The sequence below is a fragment of the Pseudomonas sp. NFACC04-2 genome, from assembly GCF_900119265.1.
GTDB classification, from domain to species: Bacteria; Pseudomonadota; Gammaproteobacteria; order Pseudomonadales; family Pseudomonadaceae; genus Aquipseudomonas; species Aquipseudomonas fluorescens_AA.
Genome location: NZ_FPJC01000037.1, coordinates 1 through 18,849 on the forward strand (window position 1 = coordinate 1; position 18,849 = coordinate 18,849).

Below are 18,849 nucleotides of genomic sequence, written 5' to 3' on the forward strand. Positions count from 1 at the left end.
CCAATACACCAGCCACAAATTCAGGAATGAAATGCGTAAGCATGGACTCCTGCAAAGCATGAGTCGCAAAGGTGAGTGCTGGGACAACGCCCCGATGGAGCGTTTCTTTGGGAGCCTGAAGTCAGAGTGGGTACCAGAAGATGGCTACAGCTCGGAGCATGAAGCTCGTGTGGATGTGCAGCGTTATGTGATGCGTTACAACAACGTCAGACTCCATAGCTACAACGACTACCGGTCGCCTGTAGCTATGGAGAAACTGGCGGCATGAAACCGTAACTGGTGTCCAAAATTAGTTGACCAGTTCAGCTTGCTCGCGATGAGGCCGGACCAGGCACAACAAAACCTGCGCCCATAAAAAAGCCCCTCTTGTGAGGGGCTCCTTGTACAGCCGTCAAGCAACCCTCGACATCAGGCCATCTGAATGATGGTCTGCATGATGGTGCTCTGGGTGGAGATAGTCTTGGCGTTCGCCTGGTAGTTGCTCTGGGCCTTGATCAGCTCGACCAGTTCGTTGGTCAGGTTGACGTTGGACTCTTCCAGGGAGTTGGAGACGATCGAACCCAGGGTACCCGTTTGTGGAGCGTCGTAGCCCGGAATGCCCGAGGCGAAGGTTTCCTTCCAACTGGTGCCGCCTACCGGCTGCAGGCCTTGCTCGTTGGTGAAGCTGGCGAGCGCGAGCTGGCCGATCGGCTTGGTCTGGTTGTTGCTGAAGTTGGCCAACAGTACACCGCTGCCGTCGATGGTCAGGTTGGTGATCTGGCCCGTGGCGTAACCGTTCTGGGTTGGGATCGACCGTGCGGTGTCGGCATTGAACTGGGTGGTGTTGCCCATGGAGATCGTGATGGTCGGCGCGCTGGCGGCGCCGTTGGCGGTCCATACACCGTTGGTCACGGTGCCGGGAACCCAACCGGTCAGTACCAGATCACTATTGACCGTCGCTGGCGGAGTGGTGACCGTGGTCAACTTGCCGCTCGAATCGAAGTTCATGGTCGAAGGGATCGGCGCGGTCGCACCGGTCGTGGTCGGTAAGGTGCCGTTCAGGTTACGACCATCGATCAAGGTATAGACATTCCAGGTGTTACCGGAAGTCTTGACCATGTACTGGTCCATTGAATGCTGGTTGCCCTGGGTGTCGTAGACCGGGGTGGTGAATTGCTTGGTGAACGTGGCCGTGTCGGCCGGATTGAACGCGGCGGTGATCGGCGTGGCCGTCGAGTTCAGGTTGATCGTCGAGGACACCAGGCTGGTGGCAGTCGGCGGCAGGTTCGAGGTGTCGATGCGCAGGTCGGTCAGGATACCGTTCTGGATCTTGCCGTTGGCATCCACGCCATAGCCCTGCAGGCGCGCAGTACCATCGCTGTTGGTGATGAAACCTTCCTTGTCGGTCTTGAACGTACCGGCACGGGTGTAGCTCAGGGAGCCGTCGTTGCTCAAGACAAAGAAGCCCTGGCCCTGGATGCCCATGTCCAGCACGTTGCCGGTGTTGTTGACGTCACCCTGGCCGAACTGCTGGGAAACGTTGGCCAGGCGCACGCCGTTGCCGACGGTCTTGCTGCCCGAACCCAGCTTGGTGGCCGAGTAAACGTCTTCGAATTCCGCGCGGGACGATTTGAAACCGGTGGTCGCCACGTTGGCGATGTTGTTGCCGGTCACGTCCAGCTGTTTGTTGGCTGCATAGAGACCGCTAAGGCCGATGTTAAAAGACATGTTGACTCCTTTTGCCGGTTAGTCGGCTCTACATACCAATAGTTTGTACTTTGGACAGGGCAATGCTGCCCAGCCCGGCCAGGTTGAGCATCAGCTCACCGCCCGTCTGGCTGATGGTCACGCTACTGACCGTGGCCGGCAGATTGGTGATCAGCGACGTGGCCTTGCCGTCGATGGTGGTCGAAGCAGCGAAGGTGTAAGTGCCCGACTCAACGACCGTGCCCGCATCGTTCTTGCCATCCCAGATGAAGGCCGAGTTGCCGGCGTTCTGGCTACCGAGGTCAATGGTGCGAACGGTCTTGCCGTCCTTGTCCACGATCTTGACCGCGACGGAGGACACCGACGTTGGCACCACGACCGTACCGTTGAGGCTCTTGGAGGTATCGACCACTGCCTTGTCACCCGGGGCAATGACCGAGCGGCCCACCAGCGACGAGGCCTGCAAGGCCTGGGACGAGTTGTAGTTGCCGGCGATGCCGCTCACCGTCTCGTTGAGGGTGGTGATACCTTCCAGGCTGCTGAACTGCGCCAACTGGGCAACGAACTCGCCGTTGTCCTGTGGCTCCAGCGGATTCTGGTTTTTCAGCTGGGTAACGAGCAGTTGCAGGAACGCATCCTTGCCCAGCTCTTTGTTGCCGGTCGCCGCCTGGGCCGCGCCCCCAAGACCATCGGAGGTGTTGTTGGTCTTGACCGAGGAGTTGGCCAGAATCTCGTTGAGGCTCAAACCGCTTGTAGTGTTGGTAACGCTCATGTGACTCGCCCCTTATCACTGACCGAGGGTCAGGACCTTCTGCATCATGGCTTTGGCGGTATTCATCATTTCGGCGTTGGTCTGGAACGAACGACTGGCGGAAATCATGTCGGCCATTTCTTCGACGACGTTGACGTTCGGGTAGTAGACATAACCCTTGGCGTCCGCAGCCGGATGGTTTGGCTCATAACGTGCTTCGAGGTTGCTCTGGTCTTCGACCACACCAAGCACCTGTACGCCCTGCCCGGCCGCTTCCTGGTCCTGGAACAGCGAGTCGCTGCCGCCGGACTGGCCGCCCTGGAACATGGTGGCGAACACCGGGTGGCGGGCGCGGTAGGTCTGGTCGATGCTCGACGAAACGGTCTCGGCGTTGGCGATGTTACTGGCGACGGTGTTCAGGCGAGTGGTCTGGGCACTCATGGCACTGCCGGCAATGTTGAATACGCTAGCAATCGACATGGCTTACTCTCCGCGCAGGGCCGATATCAGCCCTTTGAACTTACTGTTGAGCAGGGTGAAGCTGGCCTGGAAGTTCACGGAGTTTTCCGCGTAGTTGGACTGTTCCAGTTGAGCGTCCACGGTGTTCTGGTCGATCGACGGTTGCATCGGCGTGCGATACATCAGCGACTCGTCGCCATTACCCAGGCCTTCGGCTTCGATATGACGGTTGTTGGTCATGTTCAAGGCGAAGTGGCCATTCTTGGCCTTATCGTTCTGCTCGGCGAGCACCTTGGAAAAGTCCAGGTCCCGCGCCTTGTAGTTCGGGGTGTCGGCGTTGGCGATGTTGTTGGCCAGGACTTCGGCACGCTGGGCGCGGAAGCTCAGGGCCTGTTCGTGGATACCGAGCGCTTTATCGAAGCTGATGCTCATGTCGGAAACCTTTGGGTGACCAGAATGTTCGTACGACGGCTAAAGCAAGCGCCGTGCCACTTCCAAAATCCCCATAAACCGGGGCTTTGCGGGCACCGGCAAAGCGGCAATGCCAGAAAAGCGGCAACGGGTTTCCGCTTACCTGCCGCTTTTCTGCCGCTTTCATCAGGCGACGCGAGTCAAAATGTGGGAGCGAGCTTGCTCGCGATAGCGGTCTGTCAGCGACATGGATTTTGAATGTGCCGCCGCTATCGCGAGCAAGCTCGCTCCCACAGGAGATGGTCCCGGCTGGCAAAAAAAAAGGAGCCCCTTGGGACCCCCGCTTTTTTTTGACAATCCAGGCCAATCACTTCGCCTGGTAAATAATCCCCGGGCTGCACTGCACCATCTGGTAATGATCCGGCAAACCGTTCAACGCCTCGGAGGCGCCAAGGAACAGATAGCCGCCCGGCTTGAGCGTGCCGTGGATGCGCAGCAGGATGTCTTTCTTCACTTCGGCGGAGAAATAGATCAGCACGTTGCGGCAAAACACGATGTCGAACTTGCCCAGGCTGGCGTAGCTGTCCAGCAGGTTGAACGAGCGGAACTCCACCCGGCTCTTGATCGGTGCCTTGACCACCCACTTGCCCGGCCCTTTCGGGTCGAAATAGCGTTGCAGGCGGTCCGGCGACAAACCACGGCCGATGGCCAGACTGTCGTACTCGCCAGTCTTGCAGTTATTGAGCATGGTCCCGGACAGGTCGGTGGCGACGATCTGCACGCCGCCTTTCAACTGGCCCAGGTTGGAGCGTTCGAACTCATCGATGGACATCGACAGCGAATAGGGTTCCTGCCCCGACGAACAGGCCGCCGACCAGATCCGCAGGCGCTGGCCCGGGCTGGCCTTGATGGCAGCCGGCAGCACTTTGTTCTTCAGCACCTCGAACGGATAGGTGTCCCGAAACCACAGGGTTTCGTTGGTGGTCATGGCGTCCACCACCATCTCGCGCAAGCCGCTGCGCGGTTGGGTCTGGATACGCTGCACAAGCTCGCCCAATGACTTGAGGCCCTGTTGCTCCATCAATTTATTGAGACGGCTCGACACCAGGTATTGCTTGTTTTCACCAAGCAAGATGCCACAGGCTTTTTCCAGGAAGACCCGGAACTGTTCGAAATCCAAATTACCCGTAGACAAGATACCGCCTCTTTCATCGTGTTGACTTGCCGGGCGCACAACGCGCCCGACCTTTACTTTATTCTGCTGCCTTGATCCGATCGACCACCCGGGACGCCAGGTCATCGGGACGGAATTTCGCCAGGAAATCGTCGGCACCGACCTTCTTGACCATCGCCTGGTTGAAAACCCCGGACAACGAAGTATGCAAGATGATGTGCAGCTTTTGCATGCGCGGATCGCTGCGAATTTCCGAGGTCAGGGTGTACCCGTCCATCTCCGGCATCTCGATGTCGGAGATCATCATCAGGAACTCCTCTTCGGGCTTCTTGCCCTCGTCGACCAGCGCACGCAGGTAATCCAGCGCCTGCCGCCCATCGTTCAACGCCACCACTTCCACCCCGACCGTTTGCAGGCAACGGGTCACCTGCTTACGCGCCACCGACGAATCATCGACGGTCAGCACCCGCAGCGAAATCGCCTTGTGCTGGGTCTCGGCGTCCACCACACCCGCAGAAATCGCTTCCGGCGTGGGCGCCACTTCGGCGAGGATCTTCTCCACGTCGATGATTTCCACCAACTGATTATCGACCCGGGTCACAGCCGTCAGGTAGTGATCGCGGCCGGTGCCCTTGGGCGGCGGATGGATCTCTTCCCAGTTCATGTTGACGATGCGCTCCACCGAGCGCACCAGGAACCCCTGGGTCTTGGTGTTGTACTCGGTGATGATCACGAACGGATTGCTCTGGTCCAGCAACCGACCGGAACCGGTCGCCATCGCCAGGTCGAGAATCGGGATGGTCGCACCCCGGATATTGGCCACACCGCACACGACGGGGCTGGACTTGGGCATCAGGGTCAGCTTGGGGCATTGCAGCACCTCGCGGACCTTGAATACGTTGATCCCGTACATTTGTTGGCCGTCGAGACGGAACAACAACAGCTCCAGGCGATTCTGACCGACCAGCTGAGTGCGCTGGTTCACCGAATCCATTACTCCCGCCATGCCCTGACTCCTACCTAACGCTAAAGTGTCCGACGCGCATTCATCACTAAACGGCACGGGGCTTGCTATTGAACCGGCATGAACGCACAAACGACATTTTCTCGACGCCTGACCACTCACTGCCGCCACTGGCTCGGTGCACTGCTGGCTGCCTGCCTGTTCACTTCGGGCGGTCCTGCCCTTGCGGCGGCTCCGGTTACCTTGCCTGATCTCCTTATCGGCGTCACTCAGGGCTTTCTTGAATTCACCGTAGAAGACTACCTGGCAACCAGTCAAACCGAAGGTCGTTACGAAATCGAAGTCAACCAGCTCGACCCGCGCTTGCGCATGCCCATGTGTGACAAGGAATTGACTGCTTCGCTGGAGAGCCCGGCCCGGCCCCTGGGCCGCGTCACGGTGAAGGTTCGTTGCGACAGCGCCGCGCCCTGGACGGTGTTCGTGCCCGCTCAAGTGCGCCTGTTCCGGGAAATTGTCACCACCACGCGTCCGCTCAAGCGAGCCGGGATCGTCGAGCCCCAGGACGTGATGTTGCGCGAACGGGACATCAGCCAGATCACCCAAGGCTTCCTGACCTCTGTCGATCAGGCCATCGGGCAGAAACTTGTCCGACCAATGGTCGCCGACCAGGTCGTGACGCTGGTGCATTTGGAACAGGCCGAGGTGGTCCGCAAGGGCGACCAGGTGGTCATCACCGCTCGCAGCGGCTCACTGGCCGTGCGGATGCCCGGCGAGGCCCTGTCCAACGGCGGCATGCGTGAACAGATACGGGTAAAAAACCTCAATTCCCAGCGCGTCATCAAGGCGCAAGTGATGGCTCCAGGCCAAGTGGAAGTGGCGATGTAATGACCCGGTAGAGGAGGTAGAAAGCTGGCGCTTGATCCCGGTGTTCCCTAGACTGTGCCTTACGCAAGGGCAAGCGCAGACGTGCGCACGTTCATTGAATAAATGAGCCTAAAGTTTTTTTGGGAATGGCCGAAAACATGGCAAGCGTCCAAATACCCAGAGGTTTTTTACCATGGTCATCGATTTCAATCGTTTAAACAGCTCTTCACCGCTGACAGGCACTACGCGTACCAGCGCCGCCAAGGAAACCGTCGAATCCGACAAATCCGCGCCGGTGTCCACGCCAGCCGAAAAGGTCAGCAACGGGGAGTCGGTACACCTCAGCAATGAGGCTCAGCAGTTGCAGAAGCTCACTGACAAGCTGCGCGATCAACCTGTCGTCGACAACGCCCGTGTGGCCGAGTTGAAAGCAGCCATCGCCGATGGCAGCTACAAAGTCGACAGCAACCGCGTAGCCAGCAAACTGCTCAACTTCGAAGCCCAGCGCTAGGCCGCCGCCTGCGCCAGGCTTTTGGACGCTAAGACCCAAGGCCAGCCATGCACGACACTCATTTATTGCAACTGATCATCGACGACTTCGTTCCAGCGCAACAACTGCTGGAGCTATTGCAGGCCGAATCCGTGGCACTGCACGGTCGTGACATGCCTTTGCTGGAAACTATCCTGGCACAGAAACAGGCACTGATCATCTTGCTCGACCAGCATGGCCGCAAGCGCAGCGAGATCCTCGCCAGCCTCAACCTGCCCGCCAGTCATGACGGCCTTGAGCAGTTGGCCGCCCAGTCGACCCTCGGCGATCAGCTGCGGTCCCAGAGCAAAGTACTCAACGACCTGCTCGCCCAATGCCAGGCGACCAACGCCCGCAACGGCCAGTCGATCCAGATGCAGCAGGCCGCCACCGCCAACCAGTTGCGTATTCTCAACGGCGGCGAGATCCCGACGCTGTATGACGCCAGCGGTTCGACGGCCCGAATGGTCAAGCACCGTCCGCTCAGCCAGGCATGAACCGAACAATGCCTTCGCTCTATCAACGCGCGATACATGCTGGCAAAATGCCGGCCATTCGTAGTCGTATTTTGCCTGGAGATTGACCCACCGTGTTCAATGCCTCAAACGCGGATGACGCTCCGCAGCCCCCCAAGGTCCTCACCACGCCCCTGGAAATTTCTGGCAACCTGCGGATGCTGCAAGATAGCCACGACCCGCTGATCATTACCTTCCATGAACGTACCCAGCGCTTCCAGAGCTATCTGGTCAATGTCGACCGCGAGACCAACTCCATCGCCCTGGATGAAATGATTCCCCGGGACGGCGAGCGTTTCCTGCTGGCCGGCGAGCCGTTTCGCGTCGAAGGTTTCCATGACGGCGTGCGCATCGCCTGGGATGGCAAGGGCCCACTGACCATCGATGAATCCAGCGACGGTCGCTGCTATCGCGGCGCCCTGCCCGACGAAGTGGTCTACCACCAGCGTCGCAACGCCTTCCGCGCCGCCCTGAAACTGGCCCAACTGGTGAGCGTTGAACTGGGTGGCGACAAGCTCAAGTCTCCCGTGGAGGGCAAGCTGCTGGACATCTCCGCTACCGGTTGCAAGCTGCGTTTCGACGGCGACATCACCCAACGCCTGCAATTGGGCCAGGTATACGAGCGCTTCATCGCGGCCCTGCCGTTTGGCAACATGATCGCCCCGGTCGAGCTGCGTTACCTGCATTTCGAAGAAAGATTCAACACCACGTTCGCCGGCGTACGCTTCCACAACATCAGCGGCCTGGTGCAACGACAGGTCGAGCGGTTCGTCTACCAGCTCCAGCGCGAAGCCCGGCGCTTCGATAAAGACGACCTCTGATCGTCGAGCCATTAAAAAAACGGGCAGTCCCTTGCGGTGACTGCCCGTTTTTTTATGTCCGTTTCAAGGCCTGGCCTGGGTAAAGCTGGGGGGCTCAGGCGCCTCGGCGTCAGCTTCAGCCACAGTCTCGGTGTCGGGCTCGGGCTCCATCTCCGGGCTGGCCGGTGCCTGCATCTGCTCCTGCACCACTTGTTCATCCACCCGCGGATCGAGGCACGCCACCAGAGGCGAACTCGACATGCTGTCCGGCATCGCCACGTGATGCAGCGGTGCGTCATCGACCTGATGCAGGTTGGTCACCGCTTTCGGCCGGATCCGCCACACCAGCACCAGGGCGAAGAAGGCGAAAAAGCCGTAGAGCATCTGGCTTCCGAACATCTTCATCAGCACACCCGCCACCAACGGCCCGATACTGGCGCCAACGCCATAGGTCACCAATAGCATCGCGGTCAGGGACACCCTTCGATCCGCTTCGACGTGGTCGTTGGAAAACGCCACCGCCAGGGGATACAGACAGAACTGCACCAGTGAACAGAAGAACCCGGCGACGAACAGCACCTCCAGCGGCACCGCCGGAAGGATCGCCAACGGCAGCGCACAAATCGCCAGGACCAGCGCAAAGCAGCGAATCAGCAGCGCCCGGTCGTAGCGGTCAGAGAGCCAGCCCAGCGGCCACTGCACCAACAGTCCGGCAAAGATGCAGCTCCCCATGAACAGACCGACCTGCTCGGTCGAGAGGCCCTGCTGGGAGGCGTACAGCGGTGCCAAACCATAGAACGAGCCGACGATCAGCCCGGAACCCAACACCGTGCTCAACGACTGCGGCACACGCTTGATAAAGAAACGCGGCTCCATGGGCGCCGGATGCAGCGCCGCCGGGTGAATTCTCCGGGTCAGCGTTACCGGCACCAGACATAGGGCGAAGCACAGCGCCACCAGCATCAGCAGCTCCAAGCCCAGGGCCGGGTGCATGACCAGGATCAGTTGCCCCAGCACCAGCCCCAGGTACGAGGCGATCATGTAGCCGCTGAACACCACCCCACGTTGCTTGGCATCGGCCTGCTCATTGAGCCAGCTCTCGATGACCATGTACTGGCACATCATGCCCAGGCCAACAATCATCCGTAGCACGATCCACGCCGGCAGCCAGTCCACCAGGCCATGGCCCAGCACCGCTGCCCCGACGATCCCGGCGCAGGCCGAATAGGCGCGGATGTGCCCGACGCGGGCGATCAGCCGGTGGCCGATCTTGCCCCCCAGCACCAGACCGAAGTAGTTGGCGGCCATCAGTGCACCGACCCAGAGGCTGTCCACATGGTCGGCGGCCAGGCGCAAGGCCAGGTAAGTACTCAAGAGGCCCGAGCCGATCAACATCATCAGCGAGGCGAAATAAAGCGCTCGAAAAGGTTTCCAGATTTGGCGCATCGGCGTTCCGAGCGGCTCCTTGAGGTGAGTAAGGGCTATCCGTTGAAGATAGCCCGAATGCAGCGGTTCTTTATGCCTGGGCCGCCAGGACACGTCGCTCCCAGGGCGTGATTTCATCGAAGAAGCTGGTCAGCTCCAGGGTCTTGGAAGCGATGTAGCCTTCGATGAACTCCGTGCCGAACAGTTCCTTCGCCAGATGACTACGCTTCAGACGCTCCAGGGCGGCATGCAAGGTACATGGCAGCGACAGATTATCCGGCACTTCGAATTCGCCCTGGATCGCCGCGCTCGGCTCCAGGCGATGTTCGATCCCGTACAACCCGGCGGCCAGGCTGGCGGCAATCGCCAGGTAGGGGTTGGCATCGGCCCCAGGCAAGCGGTTCTCGACCCGTCGGGCCACTGGCGAACTGGCGGGAATCCGCAGCCCGGCCGAACGGTTGTCGTGGGACCAACAGGCATTGTTCGGTGAGGCGAACGGATGGCACAGTCGCTGGTAGGAATTCACGTTCGGCGCGAACAACGCGGTGAAGTCCGCCAGGCAAGCCTGTTGCCCCCCGATGAAATGCCGGAACGCGGCCGTCGGCTTGCCCGCGTCGTCGCTGAAGACGTTGCGGCCGCTGTCCGCATCGACGACGCTCTGGTGGATATGCATCGAACTGCCCGGCGTGTGGGCCAGGGGCTTGGCCATGCAGACCACGGTCAGGCCGTGCTTGAGGGCCACTTCCTTGAGCAGGTGCTTGAACAGGAAAGTCTGGTCGGCCAGCAGCAGCGGGTCGCCGTGCAGCAGATTGATCTCGAACTGGCTCACGCCCATTTCATGCATGAAGGTGTCGCGCGGCAAGCCCAGCGCCGCCATGCAGGCATAGACTTCGCTGAAGAACGGGCGCAGGCCATTGTTGGAGCTGACGCTGAACGCCGAGTGGCCGTCTTCGCGACGTCCATCCAGGCCCATTGGCGGCTGGAACGGCTGGGTCGGGTCCGGGTTGGGGGCGAATACGAAGAATTCCAGCTCGGTCGCCACCACCGGCGCCAGGCCAAGGGCGGCATAGCGCGCGACAACAGCCTTGAGCTGGCCGCGCGTCGAGAGCCGGGAGCTTTCACCGGTCAGTTCGTCGGCGTCGCAGATCGCCAGGGCACGAGGCTGTTGGCTCCAGGGCAGGCGGTGGATCTGTTTCGGGTCGGCCACCAGCGCCAGGTCGCCATCATCACTGCCATAGAAACGCGACGGTGGATAACCGCCCATGATGCATTGCAGCAGCACGCCCCGCGCCAACTGCAACCGCCGCCCTTCGAGGAAACCTTCGGCGGTCATCACCTTGCCCCGCGGCACGCCATTCAAATCCGGCGTGACACATTCAATCTCATCAATGCCCGTCAGTCGCTGCGCGAGTGAACGCTGGCCATCGGTCGTCATGACGCAATCCTTGTTATGTGCGAGCCGCGAACGGCAACCCGTACAAAATAGGCTCCGGCTGTTCGGAATATCAAGCGCCCGGAGGCAATTAAAATCTTATGCAATACGACTGTGGGAGCGAGCTTGCTCGCGATAGCGTCGGCCCAGCCAATATTGAGTTGACTGATGCACCGCTATCGCGAGCAAGCTCGCTCCCACAGGGGATTTGTGTTGCCAGGGACACTCATGGAGGGCCTGTTCAGGGCAAGTAAAGCCGGAACACCCCGCCGCCCAACACACCGCCATTGGCAATCTCGGTCCGCCCGCTCACGCCGCCGCGCTGGTGCAGCCCGGCGATTCGTGCGGCGAAGTACAGGCCCAACCCGGTGCTGCCGCTGCTGTGGTTGATGCCTTGCACATACTCGGCCTGACGCTCGATCATCTCTGGCGGGTAACCTTCGCCGTCGTCATTGATGGTCAGCACCAACTGCCCGGCTTCGTCACTCACACTGATCAGCAGCGCCTGGCGCGCATGGCGAATGGCGTTGTTGATGCAGTTGTCGAGCACCGAGGCCACCAGCTCGCGGTCGAAAAAGCCCAAGGGGCTGAGGGGATCGACATCGTAGGTGGCCATGATTCCGCGGCTGCGGAACACATCCTGATGGCCGGCCAGTTGCGCCTCGATGAAATCGTCCAGCTCGTGGTAGGCCGGGTGCAACGGCAACTGGTTGACGCCGAGCTTGTACAGCCCCAGCAACTGCACCATGAGGCCATTGAGGTGGGCGAACTCGAACTCGATGACACCCTGCTCCGACGTCTGTCGCTCGGATTCGGGCAGGCGTTCGAGCCATTGCCCATGTGCCTGCATGAGCAAGGTCAGGGAGTTTTTCATGTCGTGCACGGTCGACGCGATCACCGTGGAAAAGTCGAGGGCCTGTTCGCTGTCATTCATCGCCAAATGCCTTGCTTCGCAGTTTTTGATAACGCGCAAAACGCGCATCGGAGTCGGGCATCATGCCCACCAGTTTCAGGCAGTCGCGGCACTCCTGCAGCAATTCCGACTCCACGCTGGTGTCGGTGCCATGCAGCAGCGATTGCGCCATGTTCAGGGCAATACTGATGTTCTTCGGTTGCATCTTCAGGGCGCGGCGGAACAGCTCCCGCGCCTCCGGCAATGCGCCGGTCTTGTAGACCCGCACGCCTTCGCGGTTCAACTCGGCGGCGGCATTGCCCTGATTGAGGATGTTCGGGTCGTCGGTGAGCTTGGCAATGCCTTGCATCACCGCCGGGTCATCACCGTAGATTTCCGCGCAGTTCTTGAGCATCGACTCCCCGGCGCTGGTCTGGCCAAGCATCTGCAACTGCTTGGCCACCAGCAACGCGGCCTCGGCGCTCATGAACTGCTCCATGCCATCGAGGCGTTGCAAGGCCTGTTCGGTGAGCTTCTCGGCGGTTTCGGCATCGTTGAGCAACAGGCTGGTGGCCTTCATCAGCCGCGCCCGGACCTGCAACCCCGGGTCGTTGAGGTTCTCCTTCGCCACGGCGCTGAGGGTGGTGTTGATCTCCAGCCGGGTGCGAGTATCGAGGCCTTTTTCGCTGCCCTTGCTGATCAGCGCGTGGGCCAGGCCGAGGTTGCTTTCCGGGTCCTTGAAGCGCGACTGCGCGCCCTGCCCGACTGCCTGGCGATAAGCCCGGGACGCCGTGTCGTAGTCTTCGTTGGTCATCGCCAACTTGCCCAGCAACGACTGCCGGCGCACCGCCAGCGGCGACAGGCGCACCGCCTCTTCCAGCACGTGCTGCGCCTGCTTGGTGTCACCTTCGGCCATCAACACTTCGGCCATGCCGTCGTACAACGCCGGCATCATTGGAAAGACTTTCAGGGCCTTTTCATAAACGGCCTTGGCCTGCCCCACCTGGCCGCGCTTGAACATCAACTTGCCCAGCCCCGCGTAGGCCCACGGCAACGGCCGATCTGCCAGGATGGAGTTGTACAGCCGCTCCAGGGCCTCGTTCTGATTCAGGTCGCGCAACGCATCGGCCCGATAACGCAGGCACAACGGCCCGTAGCGCGGGTCCTGTTTGCACAAGGCGATGCAGGCATTGAGCACTTCCATCGGCTTGCCACGATCGAGGGCCTGCAGGATCGGCTTGAGCAGGGTCTTGCGCTGCTCGAGCCGCTCCAGCCGCTGGGCCAGACCAGAGCGGTTGAACGGCTTGGTCAGGTAGGCATCCGGCTCATGCTCCAGGGCACTGAGCACCATCGCCTGGCTGGTCTCGGCGGTCACCATGAGGAACACACTTTCATGGCTGATCAGCTTCTCGACCATCAGGTCTTCCAGCACCTGCTGGCCATTCTTGCGCCCATCGCCCAGGTGATAGTCCTGCAAGATGAAGTCATAACGCTTCTGCGAGCACATGCGCAGCGCCACTTCACCGGTGTCGGCGGTGTCCACGTCCTTGACGCCCAGCTCACGCAGCATGGACCGGATCGAACTGCGGAAATCCGAGAAATCATCGACGATCAGAAAACTTTTTTGGTGGTACGCCAGCATCGAGGATGTCCAGGCAAGTAAGAAAATAACCCAATGGCATAACAACGAAACGCCGTGTCACAACCCCGAGGCGCGCAGATGATAGCCACCAGCCAGCAACGTTCAAGGGATTTCAGCAATCGCTTAGTTTGGCTGTGTCGTGACGCACATTGCGAGCCGTTTCCGCACGCCGAAACGCTGGAGAAACCAGGGCTCATCAGAGTATCGGCAGAAAATGGCGTTCCGTTAAGAGATTGTGCGGGCAGGCTCCGAGACCTATCGGCTACCTGCCGGGCATAGAACAGTTGGACCGGGGACATGGTTAACCTATACCTGGTCTTGAACTTGAACTTGAACAGCAAGGTTGGGCGGTTCAACCTTTAGTAAAAGGCCAGCTCTTGGGCTAGGGACTGTAGGAGCTGTCGAGCGAAGCGAGGCTGCGATCCTTTGATCTTCGCCTGAAATTCAACTTTCAGGTTCAGATCACAGCCTCGCTTCGCTCGCACGCTCCTACCCAAAAACGGATTTGATCGGTCAACATTGATCAAATCCGCTTTTCTCAGCACCTATCTGGGGTCTACGACATCCAGCGCCCGGTTTGCCAACATCTGCCCCAATTCAATCAGCTGTTGCAGTCCCAAGGCAAAATGCCGTCGAGAACCTTCCAGTTCGAACGCCAAGTCATTGGCCATGACATTGGCAGAAGCCAGGGTTTCGCTGAGGTTGGCCAGCAGGCTCTCAGCATCGATGCCCTCCACGACAGTGAATAGCTGGTCGGGAGATGACTTCTTGTCAGGCTGGGCAGGTTTGGGGTTCAGATAGGAATCGATGACACGTTCGCGTTGGCGTCGGCCGCGATGTCCAGATGCAGCGGGGGAACGGGTGGCAGCCATGCGCAGGTTAGCAGACCGATACGTTAGGAAACCGGCGCACCCGAAGATGCCCTGCGCACAGCAGCCATAAAACTTCGAGCAATAAAATGCCCGCACTGAATGGCAGTTACCATGCGCCTAACGTGATTCCGAGCTGCTAAACCCGACCGCTGGATTGGCAGCGGCGAACAAAGACTAGGCACCGGAATCGGCAGGCGCAAGGGCTTGGGATGTTCTAGGAAATGTCCTGTAAGTCAATGGGAAACATCCCAATACAAGATATTTCGTTCTCTATCGAAACCGTCGGGGGCGTGTCTTAGCCAGTGCTGGACAAGGTCGTGTTTCGCTCGTAAAAAAGAAAGAAAGGAAATATGAAAGCAAGGAATATATTTTATTTAAGAACAGAGCAATTAAATAAATCCGCCCCTTTACCTTAATCACGCTAGCTCTAGTTAGTTACAAAGAACCCACTCTCGGTGAGAGCACATCTTCCTCCAGCCCGCCAGAATCTAAAATAGGATTCCAAATCAATATCGAACTTAAACAACGGCCGCCCAATATACCAAGCAAGATAATAATCCGCAGCCAATCCATAAAGCGCCTCAAACAGCGCATAAATTTGCTCAGCATCGGAAACCCGGCTTCCTCTGATCGCATCCCCAACCTCATCAAAAATCCAATAATGAGGAATATCTTGCTGAAGCCAGTGATCCATATCGTGGCCATTAACAAAAAGCACTCGAGCCTCTTCACAAATACTGAGGATTTCGGAGTCATCGAGAACCCCACATACTCTTTCTTGCTCCTTGAGCCACTCCCGACCTAGCTGAATTAACTCATCATTTCCAACTTTAAGTCTTGGCAAGAGATACAGAGAGGAGTCCATATCTCCAGAGGCAAGAACGCGCTCAGTTCTATCAACCAACTCTTCCGAGGACGGAAAATAACTAAATATACGTCGAATCTCCTCGGAGCCACTGTGCGTTTTCAACAATCCCAAAAAGTAAGACTTATCAAAAACGGCCCTATCTTCACAGAAGGCACACCAGTCCGACAACAAAGAATTCATGTTTAGTTCTCGCCAGTTTTTGGTGAAGGCGGCAATAAATCCTCGCAGCCGTTACTCTTCGCCCCAGAATTCCCCTGGTGGTGCATATTCACCGTCCCTCAAGATAGCGCACCAACCAAAACTCCTATAAAACATCTCAAGATCAATTATTTCATAAACCCCACCCCCAATATCCTTCAGAGTAATCAGACCAGAAGCATGATGCGTATACTGACCACCCGCGCCTGCAACAGCTCTTAACTCCAATTCTTTCCGATCCCATCCCAACACCACTCCAGACGATTCAGGAATAGTTTCCGCAAAAAAAACCTCAAACTCGCTGGCGATCTTGCATACACAGGGAATCCGCTTCTGCCCAAGCAACTCATCCGTAACCAAATTCTTGGGAAATTCAATTTTCAACTTCATTACGAAGCACTCCGAGGCGCAACAACCTCACCTGTAGAATTTTTCTCAAAGAAGAAAACAGGAAAAGACCACGTTTTCTCTTTAAAAAACTGTACAGAAACGTGGGCAGTCCCCGGCTCCCCTCGCAAAAAGGAGACAGCTTTAACAATTAACATTAAGATTCTGACAAAACCGAAAATACGGATTTAAAAATATAAACCCTATCATCAACAGCTGATGATGCCTCATATATCGCTTCGGTCGCTGTCATAAGCGAATTCTCTCCACCGGCCAAGGACAGCGCTGATACAACACGCGCCTGGCTAAATAACCGAAGAACTTTTACATCTGAGTTTTGCCCATCATTCAGGCTATCTTGCAAGTCAAAATACTGTTCATCTAACTGCGCAACCAAAATATCTAACCCAGAAACCTGCTCAGCCGTGAGCTTATTACCAAGACATAGTTGCCTAAGGGATTCGACAACAATAGGCACGTCTACTGGACAGGCCTGAAAAGCAAGCTCACAGGCTACTTTTACCGCACTTCGTCGCTGCTCTTCACTGGAAATTTTTAGCTTTTCGACGAGGTTTTTCTGAACCATCTCTAAACGCATAATCATTGCTTAACCTTTGGCGGTAGAAAAGCCGAAAAGGGACACCCATTAGCCGGGCGAGGGAGCTTGCACCCTCGCCACAAAGGATGTTGTCAGGCTTCATCCCTCAACCAATCAGCAAATAACTTCACCCTCACCATTCACCCCCTCCAATAGCATGCCTCTGAGACCCGCACGCTCCAGCCGAAGCTTCACGTCCTCGCTAACGATCAATGCCCCCAAGTGTTTCTTGATACGAAAAATATGTTTTCCCTGGACCTTGGCAGGATCAATGACGAGATTCAGAAAAACGCTGTATTCGCCAGCTCGATCAGGTCGTACTGGATCATTGACCTCATATTTTTTGTAAGCGGAGCGTGATTCGTCTACGCAATCCAATTGGGTCTCGACAATCATCACATAGTAACGATCATGAGCTTGCTCGCCTGCAACCGCCACAGGCTCGAGCACGACATTCATATACGGTTCATCAACGTCGGGAACGCCCAACAATGCATCCCTGGCTTTTTCACTCAAGACCGGCACAGAGGCATAGCCAGCCAAGGAAAAATCCAGACTCACACCTTCCTCACGAACCTCAAGGGCGTAAGTACATGGCTCCATGTACTCAGAAGGGGGGTCGATGAAGAGCCAGTTGTTGCAGTGCTTTATATCTCCCAAATACCAGCGTTCAGGAAACCGCACATCTTCCCGCAACAAGTAATACTTCATTTCAGCTCACCGCGTGTCGTTGCTTAACTGAAAAAAGGGTCGCGCCTGCGTCTAAAGCCCGAAGAAACGCTCGTAGGCCGTCTCCACCTGGACAGCAAGCTGATCAGAAATGATGACCAGGTGTTCTAGCGCAGCCGTCTCTGCGGACAATAAAGGGCTCGACACCGCCGGAACAGTTAAACCTAGCTGCTGTCGGACCTGGAAAATCGCGTGGACCTCCACAGGCAACAAATCGAAAGGCGCATATTTGAATTCAGGGTCCCAGGTCCCGCCGGCGTCTTCAGCGTGGGTTAAGTGATATTGACATAGCTCTTGCAGTGCATGAGCAAGCCCTTGCTCATCTGTCCATTCGTCTATCACGTTTTGATAAATCCCCAGATCCATCGACTTGATCTCTGGAAGCGTCTCTCCTTGCGAATAGACTGAATAAAGCCAGAGCATGAAAGGTTCGAATCGACGCTGTTCAAGATAGCTGGAATCCACGGCGCCATTGATAGTCAGCATTCCGGCCAGCACATCGGCCACGGACGCGGCCAGATCTCGACGATCAGCCACTATCAATCCGGCCAGCAAGCATCCAGCAATGCTCAATTGGTTAGTCAAATTGGGGATGGTTTTGATGCCTTGAAGAAAACTCGTTTTTGAGAAAGTCTTGGCGTTGAGCATCAGCGCCCAATAACGGTACATCATCGAGCGCGAGACGTCTTCCCAACCAGAAGCCTCTCCATCACTGACCGCGACTTCGCCCCGAATGCCGTAATATGTCGCCAGAATCCCCAACGAGTCAGCCACATTGTTCAATCCGTTTAATGAGTCGCTGGCAAGATCCTCATCGATATAGCCAAGCTCTTGAGCCGTCAGGCCTACCGACTGGGAAAGCCAACGACGGTGCCGATCAAGCCGGACGTTGATTTCATCCATTTCGATACACTCCTTTTACACCAGTACGACGTCCTTCCGCTCACCGTGCTCACTCAGGACCGCATCTGTCGAAGGATCGTTAAGTGAACCTCTAAATTGCACTTAACCAACTGATCCAGCGAAGCCGTCCCTCCAAAAAACAATGCAGGCTCAAAGCCATAGACCTCACTCTCGCCAAGTGCACCCAACTTCTCCAGCGCCCGCTCAAATAGAAACTCACCTTGATGATCCTCCAGATCATAACGTTCCTTATCAGACATAGCGAAAAATGTCTGAAGGGCGAGATCCGGATCTTTATTAGGCGTTTTCAGCTTATTCATCAACGCGACGATAGACCCCGTCGGACATGAAACTACAATTTTCTGATTGTATTTCTCCCCCCAAGCATAAAGAGTCCCAAACGCGCTTTTTGCAATAACGTGGTAATTATCTATTTGTGGAAATTCAGTACCCGCGAGCCACATATCGAGCAGATGTTTATAATCATCCGGGTTCACTGTCCAGAAAAGGCCATTGGCATATCCACACCAACCCTCCTCCTGCCAATAGTCAAGCAGCGCGTCAGGCAGCACTTTACGGTACTTCGCAATTTGGGAGTCAGACACCTGTCGATGAGATGTGGCCTCTCCCATCACGCTGATGAAATACTGGAAATCTTCATCCCTCAACTTGCCGGCGCTCCTCTGAGTAGCTCTGAAAAGAACGGGACAGATCTATCTAAGAGCAATTAGATAATACCTACCCCCTTTC

22 protein-coding genes are annotated in these 18,849 nt (G+C 57.3%); 5 read left to right on the forward strand and 17 right to left on the reverse strand.

All coding sequences use genetic code 11. The features are described 5' to 3' along the window. Nucleotides 1-268, forward strand: a 268-nt coding sequence (locus BT125_RS27395; RefSeq protein WP_139271814.1) for an integrase core domain-containing protein, incomplete at its 5' end; no start/stop codon positions are given. A gap of 140 nt (nt 269-408) precedes the next feature. Here the strand turns inward: BT125_RS27395 and flgE are convergent. From flgE to BT125_RS27425, 6 genes are all read right to left on the reverse strand, one after another. After that, nucleotides 409-1,707, reverse strand: coding sequence for a flagellar hook protein FlgE (flgE, locus tag BT125_RS27400; RefSeq protein WP_072412224.1), 1,299 nt, complete (start codon nt 1,705-1,707; stop codon nt 409-411). A 28-nt stretch (nt 1,708-1,735) separates the two neighbouring features. Continuing rightward, on the reverse strand, nt 1,736-2,458 hold the full coding sequence (flgD, locus tag BT125_RS27405; protein ID WP_072412226.1) for a flagellar hook assembly protein FlgD: 723 nt from the start codon (nt 2,456-2,458) through the stop codon (nt 1,736-1,738). A gap of 15 nt (nt 2,459-2,473) precedes the next feature. Next, nucleotides 2,474-2,917 (reverse strand): flagellar basal body rod protein FlgC, encoded by a 444-nt coding sequence (gene flgC, locus BT125_RS27410; protein ID WP_060741038.1) that lies wholly within the window; start codon nt 2,915-2,917, stop codon nt 2,474-2,476. A gap of 3 nt (nt 2,918-2,920) precedes the next feature. Continuing rightward, nucleotides 2,921-3,328 carry a flagellar basal body rod protein FlgB gene (gene flgB, locus BT125_RS27415; protein WP_060741037.1) on the reverse strand — a complete coding sequence of 136 codons (408 nt, stop codon included), beginning with the start codon at nt 3,326-3,328 and terminating at the stop codon, nt 2,921-2,923. A 346-nt stretch (nt 3,329-3,674) separates the two neighbouring features. After that, nucleotides 3,675-4,502: a protein-glutamate O-methyltransferase CheR gene (gene cheR, locus BT125_RS27420; RefSeq protein ID WP_063324730.1), complete on the reverse strand. Its 828-nt coding sequence runs from the start codon at nt 4,500-4,502 to the stop codon at nt 3,675-3,677. A 58-nt stretch (nt 4,503-4,560) separates the two neighbouring features. Then, nucleotides 4,561-5,487 carry a chemotaxis protein CheV gene (locus BT125_RS27425; protein ID WP_060741036.1) on the reverse strand — a complete coding sequence of 309 codons (927 nt, stop codon included), beginning with the start codon at nt 5,485-5,487 and terminating at the stop codon, nt 4,561-4,563. A 78-nt stretch (nt 5,488-5,565) separates the two neighbouring features. Between BT125_RS27425 and flgA the strand changes: the two genes are divergently transcribed. From flgA to BT125_RS27445, 4 genes are all read left to right on the forward strand, one after another. Continuing rightward, nucleotides 5,566-6,330, forward strand: a complete 765-nt coding sequence (gene flgA, locus BT125_RS27430; protein WP_072412228.1) for a flagellar basal body P-ring formation chaperone FlgA — start codon at nt 5,566-5,568, stop codon at nt 6,328-6,330. Nucleotides 6,331-6,502: 172 nt separating this feature from the next. Further along, nucleotides 6,503-6,820, forward strand: coding sequence for a flagellar biosynthesis anti-sigma factor FlgM (gene flgM / locus BT125_RS27435; RefSeq protein ID WP_072412230.1), 318 nt, complete (start codon nt 6,503-6,505; stop codon nt 6,818-6,820). Between the two features lie 47 nt (nt 6,821-6,867). Next, nucleotides 6,868-7,335: a flagella synthesis protein FlgN gene (locus BT125_RS27440; RefSeq protein ID WP_072412232.1), complete on the forward strand. Its 468-nt coding sequence runs from the start codon at nt 6,868-6,870 to the stop codon at nt 7,333-7,335. Nucleotides 7,336-7,427: 92 nt separating this feature from the next. Then, the gene (locus tag BT125_RS27445) at nt 7,428-8,174 is read left to right on the forward strand and encodes a flagellar brake protein (RefSeq protein ID WP_072412234.1); all 747 of its coding nucleotides are present in this window, start codon (nt 7,428-7,430) and stop codon (nt 8,172-8,174) included. A 63-nt stretch (nt 8,175-8,237) separates the two neighbouring features. Here BT125_RS27445 and BT125_RS27450 read toward each other — a convergent pair whose 3' ends face one another. The 11 genes from BT125_RS27450 to BT125_RS27500 form a co-directional block, all read right to left on the reverse strand. After that, complete coding sequence (locus tag BT125_RS27450; RefSeq protein ID WP_072412236.1) at nt 8,238-9,599, reverse strand: MFS transporter; 1,362 nt, start codon at nt 9,597-9,599, stop codon at nt 8,238-8,240. Nucleotides 9,600-9,669: 70 nt separating this feature from the next. Further along, on the reverse strand, nt 9,670-10,911 hold the full coding sequence (locus BT125_RS27455; protein WP_170866879.1) for a glutamine synthetase family protein: 1,242 nt from the start codon (nt 10,909-10,911) through the stop codon (nt 9,670-9,672). A gap of 340 nt (nt 10,912-11,251) precedes the next feature. After that, nucleotides 11,252-11,944, reverse strand: coding sequence for a sensor histidine kinase (locus BT125_RS27460; RefSeq protein ID WP_060741029.1), 693 nt, complete (start codon nt 11,942-11,944; stop codon nt 11,252-11,254). Further along, nucleotides 11,937-13,544 (reverse strand): tetratricopeptide repeat-containing response regulator, encoded by a 1,608-nt coding sequence (locus BT125_RS27465; RefSeq protein WP_072412240.1) that lies wholly within the window; start codon nt 13,542-13,544, stop codon nt 11,937-11,939. The genes BT125_RS27460 and BT125_RS27465 overlap by 8 nt, the downstream gene beginning before the upstream one ends. A gap of 545 nt (nt 13,545-14,089) precedes the next feature. Beyond that, entirely contained in the window at nt 14,090-14,416 is a 327-nt protein-coding gene (locus tag BT125_RS27470) for a DUF6124 family protein (protein ID WP_222840032.1), read from the reverse strand. Nucleotides 14,417-14,843: 427 nt separating this feature from the next. Beyond that, entirely contained in the window at nt 14,844-15,464 is a 621-nt protein-coding gene (locus tag BT125_RS27475; protein ID WP_072412241.1) for a hypothetical protein, read from the reverse strand. A 51-nt stretch (nt 15,465-15,515) separates the two neighbouring features. Further along, on the reverse strand, nt 15,516-15,872 hold the full coding sequence (locus tag BT125_RS27480) for a hypothetical protein (RefSeq protein WP_072412243.1): 357 nt from the start codon (nt 15,870-15,872) through the stop codon (nt 15,516-15,518). Nucleotides 15,873-16,026: 154 nt separating this feature from the next. Beyond that, nucleotides 16,027-16,473: a hypothetical protein gene (locus tag BT125_RS27485; protein ID WP_072412245.1), complete on the reverse strand. Its 447-nt coding sequence runs from the start codon at nt 16,471-16,473 to the stop codon at nt 16,027-16,029. Between the two features lie 108 nt (nt 16,474-16,581). Continuing rightward, nucleotides 16,582-17,178 (reverse strand): imm11 family protein, encoded by a 597-nt coding sequence (locus tag BT125_RS27490; protein WP_072412247.1) that lies wholly within the window; start codon nt 17,176-17,178, stop codon nt 16,582-16,584. Nucleotides 17,179-17,229: 51 nt separating this feature from the next. Further along, entirely contained in the window at nt 17,230-18,099 is an 870-nt protein-coding gene (locus tag BT125_RS27495; protein WP_072412249.1) for a hypothetical protein, read from the reverse strand. Nucleotides 18,100-18,152: 53 nt separating this feature from the next. After that, nucleotides 18,153-18,767, reverse strand: a complete 615-nt coding sequence (locus BT125_RS27500; RefSeq protein ID WP_072412251.1) for a GAD-like domain-containing protein — start codon at nt 18,765-18,767, stop codon at nt 18,153-18,155. Nucleotides 18,768-18,849 lie beyond the last annotated feature (82 nt).

Bases quoted from the DNA above. Each gene is read 5' to 3' on its own strand.
- BT125_RS27465 (WP_072412240.1), bottom strand. From the start codon at position 13,544: ATGCTGGCGTACCACCAAAAAAGTTTTCTGATCGTCGATGATTTCTCG.
- BT125_RS27480 (WP_072412243.1), bottom strand. From the start codon at position 15,872: ATGAAGTTGAAAATTGAATTTCCCAAGAATTTGGTTACGGATGAGTTG.
- flgB (WP_060741037.1), bottom strand. From the start codon at position 3,328: ATGAGCATCAGCTTCGATAAAGCGCTCGGTATCCACGAACAGGCCCTG.
- BT125_RS27490 (WP_072412247.1), bottom strand. From the start codon at position 17,178: ATGAAGTATTACTTGTTGCGGGAAGATGTGCGGTTTCCTGAACGCTGG.
- BT125_RS27450 (WP_072412236.1), bottom strand. From the start codon at position 9,599: ATGCGCCAAATCTGGAAACCTTTTCGAGCGCTTTATTTCGCCTCGCTG.
- BT125_RS27460 (WP_060741029.1), bottom strand. From the start codon at position 11,944: ATGAATGACAGCGAACAGGCCCTCGACTTTTCCACGGTGATCGCGTCG.
- BT125_RS27495 (WP_072412249.1), bottom strand. From the start codon at position 18,099: ATGGATGAAATCAACGTCCGGCTTGATCGGCACCGTCGTTGGCTTTCC.
- BT125_RS27425 (WP_060741036.1), bottom strand. From the start codon at position 5,487: ATGGCGGGAGTAATGGATTCGGTGAACCAGCGCACTCAGCTGGTCGGT.
- BT125_RS27475 (WP_072412241.1), bottom strand. From the start codon at position 15,464: ATGAATTCTTTGTTGTCGGACTGGTGTGCCTTCTGTGAAGATAGGGCC.
- BT125_RS27470 (WP_222840032.1), bottom strand. From the start codon at position 14,416: ATGGCTGCCACCCGTTCCCCCGCTGCATCTGGACATCGCGGCCGACGC.
- flgA (WP_072412228.1), top strand. From the start codon at position 5,566: ATGAACGCACAAACGACATTTTCTCGACGCCTGACCACTCACTGCCGC.
- flgE (WP_072412224.1), bottom strand. From the start codon at position 1,707: ATGTCTTTTAACATCGGCCTTAGCGGTCTCTATGCAGCCAACAAACAG.
- BT125_RS27440 (WP_072412232.1), top strand. From the start codon at position 6,868: ATGCACGACACTCATTTATTGCAACTGATCATCGACGACTTCGTTCCA.
- flgC (WP_060741038.1), bottom strand. From the start codon at position 2,917: ATGTCGATTGCTAGCGTATTCAACATTGCCGGCAGTGCCATGAGTGCC.
- BT125_RS27485 (WP_072412245.1), bottom strand. From the start codon at position 16,473: ATGATTATGCGTTTAGAGATGGTTCAGAAAAACCTCGTCGAAAAGCTA.
- flgM (WP_072412230.1), top strand. From the start codon at position 6,503: ATGGTCATCGATTTCAATCGTTTAAACAGCTCTTCACCGCTGACAGGC.
- BT125_RS27455 (WP_170866879.1), bottom strand. From the start codon at position 10,911: ATGACCGCCGAAGGTTTCCTCGAAGGGCGGCGGTTGCAGTTGGCGCGG.
- flgD (WP_072412226.1), bottom strand. From the start codon at position 2,458: ATGAGCGTTACCAACACTACAAGCGGTTTGAGCCTCAACGAGATTCTG.